Genomic DNA, 15,549 nt, shown 5'->3' with positions numbered 1-15,549 from the left:
GGACATACTGATTGAATTGATCACCTCAAAAGACCGGTGTGAGGAAGCGTTTGGAACTCCACGACCTTAAATTAATGCTTCAGAAGCACCTGACAGATGGCCTTGTGACGATCGTTGGCTCAGGTCTGTCCTGCGCGGAGGGCCTGCCGGGGATGGATGAGTTGGCTGTGCATCTCGACGCGACGGTAACCGCTGGTTTGACCGCAGAAGACATGGATCGGTGGAATGCGATCTCGCCGCTATTGCCTACAAAGGGCCTTGAAGCCGCACTTCTGGAGGTGCCTCCGACACCGGGATTGGAAATTGCGATCGTTGCACGCACGGCTGAAATGATCGCCGCGCGCGAGCGCGAAATCGTTGGGGAAGTATTCGCTCGGGCCCGAACGCTCCGGTTCACCCGGCTGGTGAAGCAGTTGTTGAAGCCGCAGACCGGGCTTCCAGTCGTTACGACTAACTATGATCGCCTAGTCGAGGTCGCCGTGGAGGAAGCTGGCCTTGGCGTCGATACATTGTTCGTCGGCCATTTCGCGGGCGAGCTAAATGAGCAGGAAAGTCGTTTGAGCTTCTGTCGGGAAGTGACGCTGAAAGCCGGACGAGCACAGTATCGTTACCGTCCACGCGCAAACGTCTTCAAACCGCATGGCAGTCTTGACTGGTATCACCGAGATGGGAAGCCTGTCCGCTATGCCGGCGACCTCGATCTTCAACGGCTCATCATCACACCTGGGCTGAACAAGTTTCGCAACGGTTACGAAAGCCCGTTCGACCGGCACCGGGAACGCGCCAATTCGGCGATCGACCGCGCCAGCCGATTCCTCGTTATCGGTTACGGTTTCAACGACGACCATCTGGAGACGCATCTGACGCCGCGCATCCGCAATGGCATACCGACGCTCCTGTTGACCTACGAACTGTCGGACAATGCGGTAAAACTGGTGGCGGAGTGCCCCAATGTCATTGCCATTCAGCGCGCCGAACAAGGTGGCGCTTCAGGCTCCGGCGTTTTCGCCGCTGGCGCCGAAACCTTTTTTCCGGGTCTGGATCTGTGGGATCTAGGCTCATTCGTTGCCGAGGTGCTCGAACCATGACTGAAGCCGCCCTCCAGTTCGCCGAAGAGGACAAGATCGGGCGCGTCGCGTCGGTCGATACAAGCCGCGTGGCGATCGACGTAACGAATTCTGTGCTGCTCACGCGGATCGGGATCGGCCAACTCGTTGCCATTCGCGGGGCGACGGAGCGCGAGTATCTGATCGCCATGACCGAGCGGGTCACGCGCACCATCCGTGAGGAACTTCCAGGCTCCGACGATGAAGACGCCGATGGCGCGCTATTGGCAGCGGTGCCGACCGATCTGATTCAAGGGGTCCTGATCGGCACGTTCAGGACGGTCGAAGGTGATCGAACGAATACGTTCAAGCGCGGCGCTGACAGCTTTCCACAAATCGACCGCGATTGCTTCGTGATCGAAGGTGGAAACCTCCAGCGCTTTATGGGCATCCTGGGTGCTGGATTCTCGCCGGATGAACGGCTCAAACTCGGTACGTTCGTCGCCGATCGGACAGCCGACGCCATCGCGAGTGGCGACAAATTTTTCCAGCGACACGCGGCCATTCTCGGCAGCACCGGCTCGGGTAAGAGTTGGGCGGTCGCGCTGATTTTGGAGCGGGCTGCAAAACTGAAATTTCCCAACATCATCGTGTTCGACATGCATGGTGAATACGCGCCGCTTGCCGACAAGGCGGCCGGAGGTTTTGCGGAGCGCTTCCGCATCGCCGGTCCCGGCGACTTGGAAAGCCCTCAAGATGACACGCTGTTTCTGCCCTACTGGCTGCTCAACCGTGATGAAATGCTGTCGATGATCCTTGATCGCAGCGATCAGAACGCACCCAATCAGGCGTCACGTTTTACGCTACACGTCCGCTCACTCAAAGGGCAAACGCTCGACGCAGAGGGCAAGGCCGGGATCAAGAAGACTTATACTGTCGATTCGCCGGTGCCATATGATGTGAAAGAACTGGTTAGACTTCTGCACACAGACAACACCACGAAAGGGGTAGGCAAGACCGGCCCGGTTAAGGGCGAATGGGAAGACAAGCTGACCCGCTTTCTGTCTCGCCTTGAAGCAAAGCTGGATGACCGTCGCTACGGTTTTATGTTCACGCCTCCGCCAGCAGCGATGCAATACGACTGGTTGGCAGGGCAAGTGTTGAAACTGTTACGATCTGGCGACGGAAGCGGGATCAAGGTGATCGATTTTTCCGAAGTGCCTGCGGACGTTTTGCCGGTCGTTACCGGAACGCTCGCCCGGTTGCTCTATGATGTGCAATTCTGGATGGGCGGAACGTCCAGAACACCGGTCACTCTGTTGTGTGATGAGGCGCATTTGTACCTTCCAGTGCGAGACGACGCCGACGCGGTGCAACGCCAAGCGCTCGGTTCGTTCGAGCGGATTGCCAAGGAAGGCCGCAAATATGGCTTCTCTCTTTTAGTGGTGAGTCAGCGACCCTCCGACGTCAGCAGGACGATCCTCAGCCAGTGCAACAACTTCTTGGCGTTGCGTCTGACAAATGAAACCGATCAGGGCGTAATCAAACGCCTGATGCCAGACTCTTTGTCTGGGCTGACGAGCATCTTGCCTTTGCTCGATACAGGCGAGGCGTTGTTGTTAGGCGATGCCGTCCTGCTGCCCACCAGGATCAAACTCGACATGCCCAAAATTGCTCCTGACAGCGCGACGCGCGACTTCTGGAGGGAATGGGGATCAGTTAAGCCAGATGATGCCGCTATAACTTCGGCGGTAGAATGCCTGCGCGGTCAATCCCGCAATAGTTCATCGTGATCCTTGCACTTATTGGATCAGCGGCGTTGCGAATGCCTCCACGCTGAAACCTTGGTCGCCGCCGAGACGGGGGGTGCAAGGGCCAGGGTGGTCGGGGTGCAGGGGATCACCCGGCCTGCACAAGCGGATTTCCAGAGTTACGGATGTGCTGAAAAACGTGTCCGCGCGGAAGGTCGGGGAGACCACCCCGGCCGGTGCCGGCTTGCCGGCGCTTTACCCTTGCCCGCGCCAGAGGGGGCGCCCCCAAGCAACTCGCTCGGCGTGAGCGTCAGCGGGAGCCGGGAGAAAAAAGCCGGATCAGGATGTGCAAAACCGAGAAGCCAGAAAACCGTGCATCCTGATCGCCGCAGTTTATCCCTCTGGTGGCGCGTGACCCAGTTCAACAGCCTTGCGACGCTGCGCCGTCGTCAATGCGCTCCAGAAGCGATGGACGCGCGCGGTCGGCATCTGTCGAAGATCCTCGACGTGCTGCGCGCGACGAAGCTCGACCTGAAAGAACGACGGGTGGTGATCGACTTTGAAGGCCTGGAGCTTCCAGAACACGACGGCGGCATATTTAGGCGTGAGCTTCTTGTTCTTGCGATAGTAATCGAGTGCTCCCGACAGGATGGGGTTGCTCTCTTTCGTCGCAAGCTGCTCAAGGGTGCGGATGCAGGATTCCAACTGCATCTGCTGGGTCAGTTTGGTGAGGTGTCGTTTCGCCTCTGTCGGCGACAGACGCCGACCCTTCTCAAGGACGGCCACGTCGAACTGAAGTATGCAGTGGGAGCCGACCCAGAGCTTCGAGTCGGTATATTGATTGGCGATCTCGAAATGGTAGCGAAGATCCTGCTGGCCGCAGAGTTCGCAGGTTTCGATGGGCTGTTCGTGATCGACCGTATTCTCGGTAAAGGACCATTCGCCAAAAGCAGCCGGCAGGGTTCCGGCCACTGAAAGCGGAAGAATACTGTCTCGGACCCGCTGCGTGTACCCGCCCATGGTGACATCGCTCCTTATTTAAGAGCGCTTACCTTAGCTCATTTCCTATTTAAGCCAAGTGCCTATTGCTTAAATAAGACTGAAGCATCATATTCAGCTCATGTCCGAACCCGCGCCCAATCTCCGGCTAGGCCGCTTTGTCGAAACGCCCGTTGCGGGCGAGATGGTGCGCGCCTTCGTGCCGCCGCCGTTGCCGCCAGAGCCGTCGATCGATGTGCTGGCCCTGCTGGAACGGCTGAGCCTGGCGGAGCGAGCGTTGGGGCGTCTGGACGGCATTACCATGCTGCTCCCGCGTCAGGAACTGTTCCTCTATATGTATGTGAGGAAGGAAGCGGTCCTCTCGTCCCAGATCGAGGGCACACAATCGACCCTTTCGGACCTGCTTCGCTTCGAGACTGAGGCGCAAGCCGGTCAGCCGGTCGACGACATCCGCGAAGTCTCGAACTATGTCGATGCTATGATGTACGGGCTGGAGCGTCTGGAAGACCTGCCGCTGTCGCTGCGCCTGATCCGCGAGATGCACGCGCGTCTACTGCAAAGCGGTCGCGGTGACACGAAAAGCCCCGGCGAATTCCGGCGCTCGCAGAACTGGATTGGCGGCACCCGTCCCGGCAATGCGCTCTTCGTGCCGCCGCCGCCGACCGAGATGGATGCCTGCCTCGATGCGCTTGAGCGCTTCATGCACGAGGAGGGCTCGCGTCTTCCCGCCCTCATCAAGGCCGGTCTGCTGCATGTTCAGTTCGAGACCATCCACCCGTTCCTCGACGGCAACGGCAGGATCGGCCGCCTGCTGGTCACGCTGTATCTTTGCGTCAACGGGGTGCTGCGCAAGCCGCTGCTCTATCTGAGCCTCTACCTCAAAACCCATCGCGCTGACTATTACCGCCTGCTTCAGGAGGTGCGCGAACATGGCGCGTGGGAAGCCTGGCTCGACTTCTTCCTCACGGGCGTCGCGGACACCGCCAATCAGGCGTTCGATGCCGCCACCCGGATCGTCGAGCTGTTCAAGCAAGACCGCGAACGCATCACGCTGGAGAGCGATCGGGCCGGCTCGGCGTTGCGCATCCACGATCTGTTTCAGCAAAATCCCTATCTGACGGCCAACCAGCTCGTTCAAAAGACGGGCCTGTCGGCCCCCACGGTCAATGCGGCGCTCGCCGATCTGGAGCGGTTCGGCATCGTCGAAGAAGTCACCGGCCGCAAGCGGGGCCGCGTGTTCAGTTACCGGGGGTATCTCGCCATCTTGAGCGAGGGCACCGACCCGCTCCCCACTGCCGCCTGACGGAAGGAAGCCTGTGCGTATCGACTCTGTGACCCTATCCGGCTTCCGCTGTTTCGGCCCTGATCCGATCACGGTGCCGATCTCATCGGAGATCACGGCGGTCGTCGGCCCGAATGCGGCGGGAAAGACCGCGCTGCTCCATGCCCTATCGAAGCTGTTCGGTGTGTCGCGTGCGCAGCGAACCGTTCAGCGTTCGGATTTCCACTTGGGCGCAGAGGACGATCCAGACGATCGTGAGCCCAAGGATCTGTTTATCGACGTGCTGATCGGTTTACCTGAACTGGCCGATGGCACCGCGACGCCGGAGACGATCGCGCCCTCGTTCCGGCATATGCAGATCGAACGGGAGAGCAAATCGCCGGTCTGCCGCCTGCGTCTCGAAGCGCGATGGGAAGATGACGGGACGGTCGAGGGCGAGGTTTCGCAGGAGCTGTTCTGGGTCGATACGCTCGATGACGATCCGGCCGAGGATAAGCGCCATCCGGTGTCGGCGTCGGATCGCGGCCTTATCCAACTCTATTACACGCCTGCCAGCCGGGACGCGGCGGCGCAGATCAAGGCTACGACGGGCGCTCTCGCTGCTCGCCTGCTCCGCGCGATCGAATGGTCGTCCGAAACCGAGGAGGCTGTCCAGGAAGCCACCGAAAGTCTGGCGACGGCTTTCGAGGGGGAGCCGGCGATCGCCGCGATCGGCAAAGCCTTGCAGGCGCGCTGGTCAGGCTTGCACGACGACGTCGTAGATACAAAACCCCGGCTCAGCCTGGTCAGTCGCCGGTTCGAGGACGTCATCAACAAGATCGCCGTCATCTTCGAGCAGGGACCGGATGGCCAGGAACGCGGTCTCGATGCCCTGAGCGACGGGCAGCAATCGCTGTTCTATTTCGCGCTGGCTGCCGCCGTTTTCGACCTGGAGCGCGAGGTTGTCGCGGGCACGGTCGAGGGATTCCGCGACGATACCCTGCGTATCCCGGCGCTCACGCTGTTCGCGCTGGAAGAGCCGGAAAACCATCTCTCCCCTTACTTCCTCGCGCGGATCATCCGTCAGGTCCGGTCGCTGACCGATGCCGGTGGCGCGCAGGCAATCGTCACCAGTCATTCGCCGGCGGTACTGAGCCGCGTCAATCCGCGAGAGGTCCGCTACTGTCGGTGCGACCCGAAGACACGGGTCTCGACGGTCAAGAAGATCAAGATTCCGCCGGGCATTGACGAGGCATCCAAGTTCGTTCGTGGCGCGATGCTCGCCTATCCTGAACTTTACTTCGCCCGGTTCGTTCTGCTGGTCGAAGGCGACTCGGAACGGATCGTCCTGCCGCCCTTGGCCGATGCGCTCGACCTCCTGATCGATCCTGCCTTCGTCGCCATCGTGCCATTAGGCGGGCGGCATGTGCAGCATTTCTGGCGGTTGCTGAAACATCTGGGCATTCCGCACGCGACGCTTCTGGATCTCGATCTGGGTCGCTACGGTGGCGGCTTTGGCCGGGTGAAGACGGTGATCGAGAAGCTCATCGAATTCGGTGTCCCAAAAGCTGCGCTCCTTAAGATCGACGGAGGCGTGTTGTCCGACGAACGGTTTGCGACGATGCACACTTGGCAAGACCCTGAAGATCGCAAGATTTTGCAAGGCTGGATCAGTTGCCTGAAGCCGCATGGCGTCTACTTTTCAGCGCCTCTCGACCTCGATCTGGCTATGCTCGAAGCCTTCCCGGACGCCTATAAGGCGATCATCCCAAAGGGTGGCGGTCCGAAGATGGCCGCCGACAAAGCGGCGGAAGTGGTGCTCGGGACAGCGGGACCGGGGCTCACGCTCTACACCGGTCCGTTCAAGGACTATCCGGCGCTTCTGCCAGCCTACCGTTATCACTTCCTCACCAACAGCAAGCCTGCAACCCATCTCGCAGCTCTGACCCACATCAAGAAAAAGGATCTGGCCGAGAACATGCCTCCGGTTCTGGCCGAGGTCCTCAAGCACATCGCCAAGTCGTTGCGGCGGGATTAGCTATGGCGGTGCTGTCGCGACGGGTTCGCCCCGATGATTGGAAGCCGTTGGGCGTGGAAGCGCTCGAAGCGAATGCGTTGAAGGTCGTTCGCTCGACAGACAATCGATCCGTCATCGCCGGCCCCGGCGCGGGCAAGACGGAATTGCTGGCGCAACGCGCCGCCTATCTCCTTCAGACAGGCGCCACACCCGCGCCAAGGCGTATTCTCGCGATCAGCTTCAAGCGGGACGCCGCGACCAACCTCGCTGCGCGCGTCCGTCAGCGCTGTCATCGCAATCATGCCGGGCGCTTCGACTCGATGACCTTCGACGCCTTTGCGAAAGGGCTTATTGACCGCTTTGGTCAGGCGCTGCCCGAACGCTGGCGGCCACGGCCCGATTACGAAATCATGTTCCCCAATGATCGTGATTACCGCGATTTCCTGTATCAGACGGTCGGCACGCCTCCGGCATCAGTTGGCACCTATGCCGACCTCCAGGCGATAGCGGTGAAGACATTCGAGCGCCGTCATCTTGTTGGGTCGCCGCTCCCGGTGGACGGTTGGTCAAAGCCGACGCCGGGCCAATGGGCCGCGGACCGCTTCTGGCAAACCTCGCTTCACGAAGGCAAGAAGAGCATCCTGTCGTTCCCCATGATCGGGCGGCTCGCCGAACTCCTGTTGCGGGTCAATCCGATGGCGCGTGACGCGCTTCGACTGACCTATTCGCACCTTTTCATGGACGAGTTCCAGGATACGACGCAGATCCAATATGATCTGGTCCGCACGATCTACCTCGACACCGATACGGTGATCACGGCCGTTGGCGACAACAAACAGCAGATCATGCGCTGGGCGATGGCGATGGATGATCCGTTCACCGCCTTCGACTCCGACTTCGGCGGGAAACGGACGCCGCTCTATAACAACTATCGTTCTTCGCCCGAGCTGGTGCGGATCCAGCATGTTCTGGCGCAGGCGTTGGACGCCCGCGCCGTGGCACCGGTATCGAAAACGGCGGGCACGATCGCCGGGGACAGTTGCGCGATCTGGGACTTTTCGACGCCGGAGGTCGAGGCGGATCGCCTGGCGGCGTTCGTTGCCGCCGAAATGAAGACCCACAAGCTCGGCCCGCGCGATTTCGTTCTGCTTGTCCGCCAGAAGGCCGTCGATTACGCGGCTGTCCTCGAACCGGCATTCGCGGCCGCTGGTATTCCCCTGCGCAACGAAGCCGGGACCGTTGGCGCTGTCATGCTGCAAGAACTGCTGGCGGAAGAAGCATCGGAACTCGTCGTCGCCATTCTGCGCCTCGCGATGACCAAGCGGGCCGGCCGATACTGGACGGACTGTCAGGAGGCGCTGGCTGCCCTTCGTGGTGTTGCGCCTGATGAAGAGGCCGCGCAGGCCAAACTCGCCCGCGAACTGGACGCATACGCGCTCAAACTCAGCGCCGCGCATCCCAATCCACCAAAATCAAAGGTGATGGCGAGATCCATCGTGGACGACATCTTGGCGTTCGTCGGTCGAGAACGGTTGATCGCGGTCCATCCCGCTTATGGTCAGGGTGGATGGCTCGACAAGGTGCTTGATGCGGCCGCGGTGCATCTGCTGGCATCGTCGGTCGGCGGCATCGACTGGTCGTCGGCGCTCGATTCCTATGAGGGCCTTCACGCGATTCCGCTGATGACGATCCATAAGAGCAAAGGGCTTGAATACCACAGCGTCATCTTCGTCGGTCTGGACGATGGTGCATGGTGGAGTTTCGTCAGTGATCAGATCGAAGCGACGGCCGGGTTCTTTGTCGCCTTCACCCGTGCCAAACAGCGTGTCATTTTCACCTACTGCGCGCGGCGCGGTTCCCGAACAAAGATCGCGACGTTGTATAGTCTTCTGGGCAAAGCGGGCGTGCAGAGCGTGAAGGTTGCTTAATGCAGCCCCTCCTTGGGATGCCAGATTCTTACGCCTGCGCTTCGTTGCGGGGGTTTACCGGCGATAAGCGCAAGGCCGTCGCCGAACAGCGCATAGTCGTAGTCTTCGCGTGCGATTCGGCTACGCCGATCCGCGCCATCTAACGAAAAGCCCGCAACCTCGGTTCTCGGCAGTTCCAACAGACCGGATGCCTCGCGCGAACCGGCCGCGATCATTCGCGTTAACGTGTTCAGGAATGCGGTTGCCGCATCTTCCTCCATCACGAAACATGGCAGCGGCGAGACGTCGCTGCTGTGTAGCCGCAAGTGCCGCAGCCGCCAAAACGGCAGGCCAAAGAGATCATCGAACCAGAAGCGAGGATGATGATAGGGCAATAGCGCGTCGGCACAGGCAAGGAAGCGGCGGCCGGCATACTCGAACCGGATAAATGCTATCGGATCACGATCGTCTGGCAGATCGCGCAGCCCGTTGAGCCAGTCGATCCAGTCAGCGATCGGAAGAGCGTCCAAGAGGATGAAATTCGATCGATGCGACGCAAGCGCGACGCCTGCGGGAACGCCATTGTCGCTGCCATCGTCTGGTGTGCAGGTGTTGCCCGAAGCCTTGACCTTGGGTCGTTGTGTTTGGGAAATCCTCAAGAAGGCGCCAGTCGTGGTCGGCCGCGATCCAAACGCCACCGCATAGCCGTGTATGACTTGACCATGGGGCGACATCGCACCGATGTAGGGTCGGACCTGACGCAAGTATTTGCGCTGAGCTTCATACGCCATCTTGGAATCGCTCGCTTTGGCTTCGAACGAACCACGCGCCTCGGCAAGCACCACACCATGCGCGCTCGACGGTCCACCATAGTATAGGAAGTCTGCATGCGGCTTAAGCGATGAAGCGAGGCATGCGGCATTATCGCGCCAAACATACCCAAGCGCATTCATATAGAGATCGGTAATGCCCGCACCGACGCGCCCGGCGAATGTCGACCGCTCGCTGTCAACCAAAGAGGTGAGATGTTCCGTCAGCGCGAACTCGTTTCCGTCCGCGACGAGAATACGGGTCTCGCTGAGCGCGCTGTGACGGTAATGCGAGAGGAGCTCGGGATCTGCGGTGCGCAAGGTCGCGGTCCTCGCTATTGCGGCGGCAAGCGCAGTGGGACCGAACGTAATCGTCCCCGCAAGCGCTGGCTGGGAAAAGCCTGGTGCGATCGGCTTGCCTTTGTGCCGGTGACGACGTTCGCCGGTCATCGCGACTGTTTTGTCGTCGATCCAGAGTGTTGTGCTCATCGGTCATTCCAAGCAAAGCATCCGGTATTGGCGATGAACAATCGCAAGATACGGTCGCAATGGTGGACCAATTGCCAGTCGCGTGGGTTCTGCGGCGATTTCTCGCCGTGGAAGAAATTGCAGCGCACCTGATAGATGGTGCGCAGTAGCAGTTCCCAGTTCAGCGCCGCGCCCGGAGCCCAACCTATAGGCTGCTGTTTGACGTTGGCGGCAACACAGGCCGCCAGCAGAGCATTTCGGTCGTGGCGGCGAAACGCATCAAAGCCGAGCTTAGCGCGAACGTCGCGCACGTTGAGCACCGGCCACATCGCGGCGAATTCCTCTACGTTCCGTTGGAATTCAGCGTCTTCGCCCATAAGCCGGTCGAATTCGGCATTTGCTCGGCGGTTGGCTGCAAGCGCGTTGATCATTTCGGCGTCGCGCTCGCGCCCCGTCACTGCCGCCATCCAGCCGTTGAATGCCATCCAAACCGTTACAAACGACATCATTTCCGATTGCTGCCGGTCCGCCATTGCGAGCAGTTCCATGGCGACATCGCGGACCGCTGGATCGAGGCGATGGAAGTTGCTGTAGCTGACCATGCTCAGCCTTCCGCCGGTTCGACTGGTGAATTGGCGACCCTCGCCGCTTCTCCCTGACCCGCCGCCTGCTTGAGGGGAACGATGAAACTCGTTTCCCAAGCGCGCGCAACGCGCCGCTCCAACTCCTCGCGTAATTCGACATTTTCCTCGAACCAGTTTCGCAAGATTTGAGCGACGCCTTCGCGATAGCCGCCTCGGCCGAGGCCGTAGTCACGCTCACATTCGTCCCAGACAGATTGCGCCCGCCCAAGCGGCTGCGAATACACCGCGACCGCGTGATGCCGTGCGGCGTTGACGAAATCCGCCTCCCATCGCGCTACGTTCGCCTGCACTTGGGTAAGAAAGCCCCGTGCGCTGCTCAGTTCGTGATTGTCGAGATCGGACTCGATGATCGCGGTTAGGCCGGCGATGACTTCAGTGGAGCGCAGTTTCGCCTCGGCAGCGGCTCCGTCGCCCAGATACTGGAAGGCGTCAAAATTCCAGAATCGCCCCGCGCGCCGCGCTGCGGCCCATACCGTCCGCGCATGAAGCGAGGTGATCGCACTTAGCAGTCGCTCATAGGCCGCGCGCCGCGCGCCGCGCAGCGGCGTATTGCGATCTGCAAACCGATCAAGCGTGTGGCTTACCGTAGCGAGCGCGGCCAGCGCCGCAGCCTCCTGCCGGTTTTCAACCATCTGGCCGATCGCCGCGATGGTTGCCTGCGCGGCATCGGCCTTGACCTTGCGCACCTCGGCAATTCGATCAAGCACGAAGCGAGTAAGATCAGCGGGGTCATCCGCGCTCGCGTCGAACGCAAACGCCTCAATCCCAGGAAGTCCGATCTTCTGCAATGCGTCTTCAATTTGGCCGAGCTTGATCTCGTAACCCACATCGACGTCCTCTGCGGACTCACCCGAGTCGTGGCGCATCGATAGCGCGTCACCTACGCGGGCGAGCGCGATGATTGCGACCCGGTTGAGCAGCGCCGGATCGGCGTCGGTCTCGTTGACGTGGGTAAGAAGGCTCTGCGCGCTCGGATCGGGTGCGCTGCCCCATTTCGAGCACAGCAGGGTGATCGCCCGTGGATCTTTAAGGTGGCCTAGAATGTCTGGACGCACGGCGCTCCCATCAACGCCCCGCGTGTCGATCACCGAAATTGAGAGGCGCGCGTCGGATACAAGCGCAAACGGCACTGTTACGGTGATGCGGTCAGGCAGAGAGAAATCTTCGTGCCGGCCATTGTTGATCGCGGTAAAAGTGGAGCGAAGCCATTGCCGTCCTGCCTTGGGGTCGACTCCGTCGAACTCGATCGACCGCCGACTACGACGCCACAAACTGAGGCGTGCGGCGAACTCGGCGATGAAGTCTTCAAGTTTGCCGAACTCCTTGGCGATTTCCGATGCGGGATCTGGCGCAGCGATGGCACCCTTGCGCGTGCGCGCTGGGCGCGGAAGTCCAGCCATGTTGCGCAATGCGCGTTCGACTTCTTCGGCTGGTTTGAACTCAGGTGTCGTTGACGACGACTCGCCTGATAGCTTCTCATGCACGCTTTTGCAGACTTCGCCGACGAGCTTGTAAATCTCCTCGTCGCTGACCGGCTCAACCGTTAAAGAGAATCGCTCGCCAGCCTCGACACGAACGTCGCACAATGTTGTGCGTCCGCCGCCCGTATCCAACATCATGCCCTTGAGATCGGCTGCGGTCGCCTCGTCGAGCACCAATCCGGCCTGGCGACACGCCGCGGTTGTCTTGCCCACTCCGATCTCGCCGACATAGACCACCTTGTGGTCAAGTTCGAGGAGATAACGACCAGCGTCTTCAAGGCGCTTGTCGAGTAACTGAGCCTGCCCCGCCAAAACTGTCGGCACCTGACCATCGTCGAGAAAGGAACGAACCCTGGTTAGCCCATGCTCGATTGCGACAAGCGTATCCAGGTCCGGATGACGCAAAGAGGGACGCGGCAGGTGCGTCCATTCGAGTTCGAGCAATTCTGCAAGCGCGCTGGCCTGGGGCGTACCTACGGCCTCGAGAAAGGCAGCGGCCTCCGTCGGGTCACCATCGCCCGCCTCGATCCTCGAGACTCGCGTTTGATTGGCACGCATACGTTCGGCCACCTGCCGCTGGGTCAGCCCGGAAGCGGATCTGATCTCGGCTAGGATGGTTCCTGTTTCGGCGTTTGCCATGATGATTCTCCGAATTCTTCGTGCGGATGAATATATTCAATATGAACTTGAATGCAAGGTCGCATGCCGCTTTCATTCGGCGCGATCGTGCGATGTAGCTCGGCATTGGTCCGGCTGTGCCGTACTGGCTGCCAGACACCGCCTCCCATCCAGGCCGCGATCGTGGCTGTGGCTGTGCGGCATTAGAGGGCTATAGCGTAGACGTAGTGCTCATCATCGTCGGGTGCGGCCCGCCAGCCGCCGCCGCCGCTAATCGCCTGTGACTGCTTGATTTTCACCGCAAGCCTGCTGGCGTCACCCACATTTCGACCCACAATCGAGCGGCCCCGCCTCGCGCGCGCATCAGTCGCGCGAGGCGGCGTTGGTGGGATGTCCTCGGGCCACCTCCCGGCTGCCGAAGAGGGCCATGCCCGCGAGGGCGAAGGCGACCATGGCCCAGATGGTCCTCGAACGCCGCGGCGAAGCCGAAGGCAAGCAGGGTGACTTTCCGGAATGCCACCTCGCGGGGCCGCCCCCGGCGTCCGGGAACCGGCATCAACGACGCCATCCGCTCCCATTCTTCATCCGTCAGATCCGACGGATAGCGTTTCGTTTTCCGGGCGATCCTGGCCATCCGGTCCCGCAGCTCTGGTGTCCACATCCAGAGCTTGAATCATACCCACGGACCAACGGGACTCCCCGGATCTCGAATTTCCAAACGGGCTCCAAGCATATGGAGCACCATGTGCCCCTCCCTAGTCGATAAAAATACTCAATTCACGTTCTTCTCCAGGGAAGAAGGCCTTCATTTCCGCTTCGATCCACGGAATATGACGGGAAATCCGCGTATAATAAATCTTGTTCCCGCAGTGCGGCACATTCGCGGAGCCGCCCCATATATTGGCCATTTCTTCGGTATCTCGCTCGTATATCAAATTAATGTAGGCAAAAGCGACGCCGATTAAATAGTGGTACGTTTTCGTGGGCTCTTCGGGCGGTGAAAAAATGACACTGACCGGCCCACCGGAATCTCCCGTGCACCAGCCGGTACCAAGCGGGGTGTCCCCCACATAAATCGTGGAATTCGCCAATTTCGTGGAACTGTCGATTGGAATATAATGTAACTGCCCATTAGCTTTGAAGTCGTCATTTCGACCTAAACCAAACGCAAAAATATAATAATCGCCTGCTGCAGGATCGAAATTAATACTAGAAATGCGCATCGGTGAGTTTTTTTTCAGCTTAACAGGAAGCGCTATCAACCCAAGATCCGTGAATTTATCTGCGGTGGCTGGAATAAGGTGGTCCAACGTTGGGTGATTCGCAGTTACGTTGTATTCACCGTTGTATTTCTTATGATATACCCATTTTTTTGCTTGAATACGTCGCTGTTGCAGCGGTGAAAAATGTTCAATAGCTAATACTGTTACTTGATCTGCGCCGACCAAACAATGTCCGGCGGTTAAGACCACGTCTTCTGTGATCAGCGCACCGGTACAGCGATATGTTGTACTTTTTCGTTTAATCTCAATTTGGACAACAAACATTGGTCGCTCGCGGTCGGCATCGCTTTGAATGGTCTTCGATTTATAAAGTGCGTTATGTACCAAATACGAAGAGGCAAGAACAGCGTCCAAACGACCAAGATCGAGAACTTGGGATTGGGCTTTGGCGGTGGTAAAACAAAGCATATTAATAACAATCGCGCGAACGCAGGCCGTTACGACAGGTCGATGTAGCAAGGTATTCATTATTTCAACGTCCAGTTTCTTCATATTAATTTCAAATTGCCTTGATATTCACGACATGATAGGCTTTTTGCGTGACGAATAGCTACGTTTCTGACCACGATACTAACGTATTGACTTTAGAAGCGCTGCCAGCTGACCCTGATTTCTTACGCCCACCTTCGCAAAGATGCATTTCATCTGAGACCGAATCGTGTCGCGCGATACTCTCCGACTTTTCGCGATTGCCGGTACCGCATGCTGCAGCGCGAATGCACGCGCTACTTCCGCCTCCGCGGGCGTCAGATCAAACAGCGCAGATAGCAGACCGGCCCGGGGGGACGACGACGCACCGACGGTGTTCGCAATCACGATAAAGGTGGAGCCGCCGAACGCATCCTGAGCCGATCGTCGTATAGGGAACAAGTGGACCACTAGCCCATGCTTGGTGGTCTCGCCGCCTCTCAGTGGGATCGAAGCAGGACTTCGGGATACGGGGCGCTTTGCTAGCTGCGATAGCGCGCGTCCGAACAGATTATTGGCCTCCGCGTCAGCGAACCCAAATCTGGATCTGCGCTCCGTAAAGATGTGCGGTATGAGTAAGTGCATTTGCTGATTGACAGCAAGTAAACGCGCATCTGAGCTTATGACCGCAGCCGGAGTCCCAACAGCATCGAGTGCTTCTGTCATCGCCTTGGCTCGATGAAACGCCAGTCGACTAGCCACATATACAGCTCGTCCCAAATGTGGGCGAAGTTCGTTCAAATATTGAATCTCGTGTGGAAGAAATGGACCTGAATCATAAGGCCATTCAATCGTGA

General features: G+C 59.3%; 10 protein-coding genes and 1 pseudogene. 5 read left to right on the top strand and 6 right to left on the bottom strand.

What is annotated here, in order from left to right; genetic code table 11:
• The first annotated feature begins 50 nt into the window (after positions 1-50).
• Entirely contained in the window at positions 51-1,088 is a 1,038-nt protein-coding gene (locus AC1PZ7_RS07480) for an SIR2 family protein (protein ID WP_482358852.1), read from the top strand.
• Positions 1,085-2,839 (top strand): ATP-binding protein, encoded by a 1,755-nt coding sequence (locus AC1PZ7_RS07475; RefSeq protein ID WP_482358851.1) that lies wholly within the window; start codon positions 1,085-1,087, stop codon positions 2,837-2,839. The genes AC1PZ7_RS07480 and AC1PZ7_RS07475 overlap by 4 nt, the downstream gene beginning before the upstream one ends.
• 351 nt (positions 2,840-3,190) lie before the next feature.
• Here the strand turns inward: AC1PZ7_RS07475 and AC1PZ7_RS07470 are convergent, their stop codons facing one another.
• A complete protein-coding gene (locus tag AC1PZ7_RS07470; RefSeq protein WP_482358850.1) occupies positions 3,191-3,817 on the bottom strand; it encodes a hypothetical protein in 627 nt (208 codons plus the stop codon).
• A 100-nt stretch (positions 3,818-3,917) separates the two neighbouring features.
• Between AC1PZ7_RS07470 and AC1PZ7_RS07465 the strand changes: the two genes are divergently transcribed.
• The 3 genes from AC1PZ7_RS07465 to AC1PZ7_RS07455 are packed head-to-tail and all read left to right on the top strand — an operon-like array spanning position 3,918 to position 9,002.
• Positions 3,918-5,099, top strand: coding sequence for a Fic family protein (locus AC1PZ7_RS07465; protein ID WP_482358849.1), 1,182 nt, complete (start codon positions 3,918-3,920; stop codon positions 5,097-5,099).
• A gap of 13 nt (positions 5,100-5,112) precedes the next feature.
• Positions 5,113-7,095 (top strand): ATP-dependent nuclease, encoded by a 1,983-nt coding sequence (locus AC1PZ7_RS07460; protein WP_482358848.1) that lies wholly within the window; start codon positions 5,113-5,115, stop codon positions 7,093-7,095.
• Between the two features lie 2 nt (positions 7,096-7,097).
• The gene (locus tag AC1PZ7_RS07455) at positions 7,098-9,002 is read left to right on the top strand and encodes a UvrD-helicase domain-containing protein (RefSeq protein ID WP_482358847.1); all 1,905 of its coding nucleotides are present in this window, start codon (positions 7,098-7,100) and stop codon (positions 9,000-9,002) included.
• On the opposite strand, the gene AC1PZ7_RS07450 is transcribed toward AC1PZ7_RS07455, so the two are convergent.
• The 5 genes and pseudogenes from AC1PZ7_RS07450 to AC1PZ7_RS07430 form a co-directional block, all read right to left on the bottom strand.
• On the bottom strand, positions 8,999-10,279 hold the full coding sequence (locus AC1PZ7_RS07450; RefSeq protein WP_482358846.1) for a hypothetical protein: 1,281 nt from the start codon (positions 10,277-10,279) through the stop codon (positions 8,999-9,001). The two genes, AC1PZ7_RS07455 and AC1PZ7_RS07450, sit on opposite strands and share 4 nt — an antisense overlap.
• Positions 10,276-10,860: a hypothetical protein gene (locus AC1PZ7_RS07445; protein WP_482358845.1), complete on the bottom strand. Its 585-nt coding sequence runs from the start codon at positions 10,858-10,860 to the stop codon at positions 10,276-10,278. The genes AC1PZ7_RS07450 and AC1PZ7_RS07445 overlap by 4 nt, the downstream gene beginning before the upstream one ends.
• A 2-nt stretch (positions 10,861-10,862) precedes the next feature.
• Positions 10,863-13,022 (bottom strand): helix-turn-helix domain-containing protein, encoded by a 2,160-nt coding sequence (locus AC1PZ7_RS07440; protein WP_482358844.1) that lies wholly within the window; start codon positions 13,020-13,022, stop codon positions 10,863-10,865.
• A gap of 481 nt (positions 13,023-13,503) precedes the next feature.
• A pseudogene (locus AC1PZ7_RS07435) lies at positions 13,504-13,662 on the bottom strand (transposase); the annotation flags it as partial.
• 94 nt (positions 13,663-13,756) lie between these two features.
• Positions 13,757-14,776, bottom strand: coding sequence for a trypsin-like serine protease (locus AC1PZ7_RS07430; protein WP_482358843.1), 1,020 nt, complete (start codon positions 14,774-14,776; stop codon positions 13,757-13,759).
• Positions 14,777-15,549: the final 773 nt, after the last annotated feature.

This window comes from Ancylobacter sp. TW_SC_1, from assembly GCF_056836805.1.
This window is presented reverse-complemented; position numbering and strand designations above follow the sequence as displayed.

Bases quoted from the DNA above. Each gene is read 5' to 3' on its own strand.
- AC1PZ7_RS07465 (WP_482358849.1), top strand. From the start codon at position 3,918: ATGTCCGAACCCGCGCCCAATCTCCGGCTAGGCCGCTTTGTCGAAACG.
- AC1PZ7_RS07440 (WP_482358844.1), bottom strand. From the start codon at position 13,022: ATGGCAAACGCCGAAACAGGAACCATCCTAGCCGAGATCAGATCCGCT.
- AC1PZ7_RS07430 (WP_482358843.1), bottom strand. From the start codon at position 14,776: ATGAAGAAACTGGACGTTGAAATAATGAATACCTTGCTACATCGACCT.
- AC1PZ7_RS07445 (WP_482358845.1), bottom strand. From the start codon at position 10,860: ATGGTCAGCTACAGCAACTTCCATCGCCTCGATCCAGCGGTCCGCGAT.
- AC1PZ7_RS07470 (WP_482358850.1), bottom strand. From the start codon at position 3,817: ATGGGCGGGTACACGCAGCGGGTCCGAGACAGTATTCTTCCGCTTTCA.
- AC1PZ7_RS07475 (WP_482358851.1), top strand. From the start codon at position 1,085: ATGACTGAAGCCGCCCTCCAGTTCGCCGAAGAGGACAAGATCGGGCGC.
- AC1PZ7_RS07450 (WP_482358846.1), bottom strand. From the start codon at position 10,279: ATGAGCACAACACTCTGGATCGACGACAAAACAGTCGCGATGACCGGC.
- AC1PZ7_RS07455 (WP_482358847.1), top strand. From the start codon at position 7,098: ATGGCGGTGCTGTCGCGACGGGTTCGCCCCGATGATTGGAAGCCGTTG.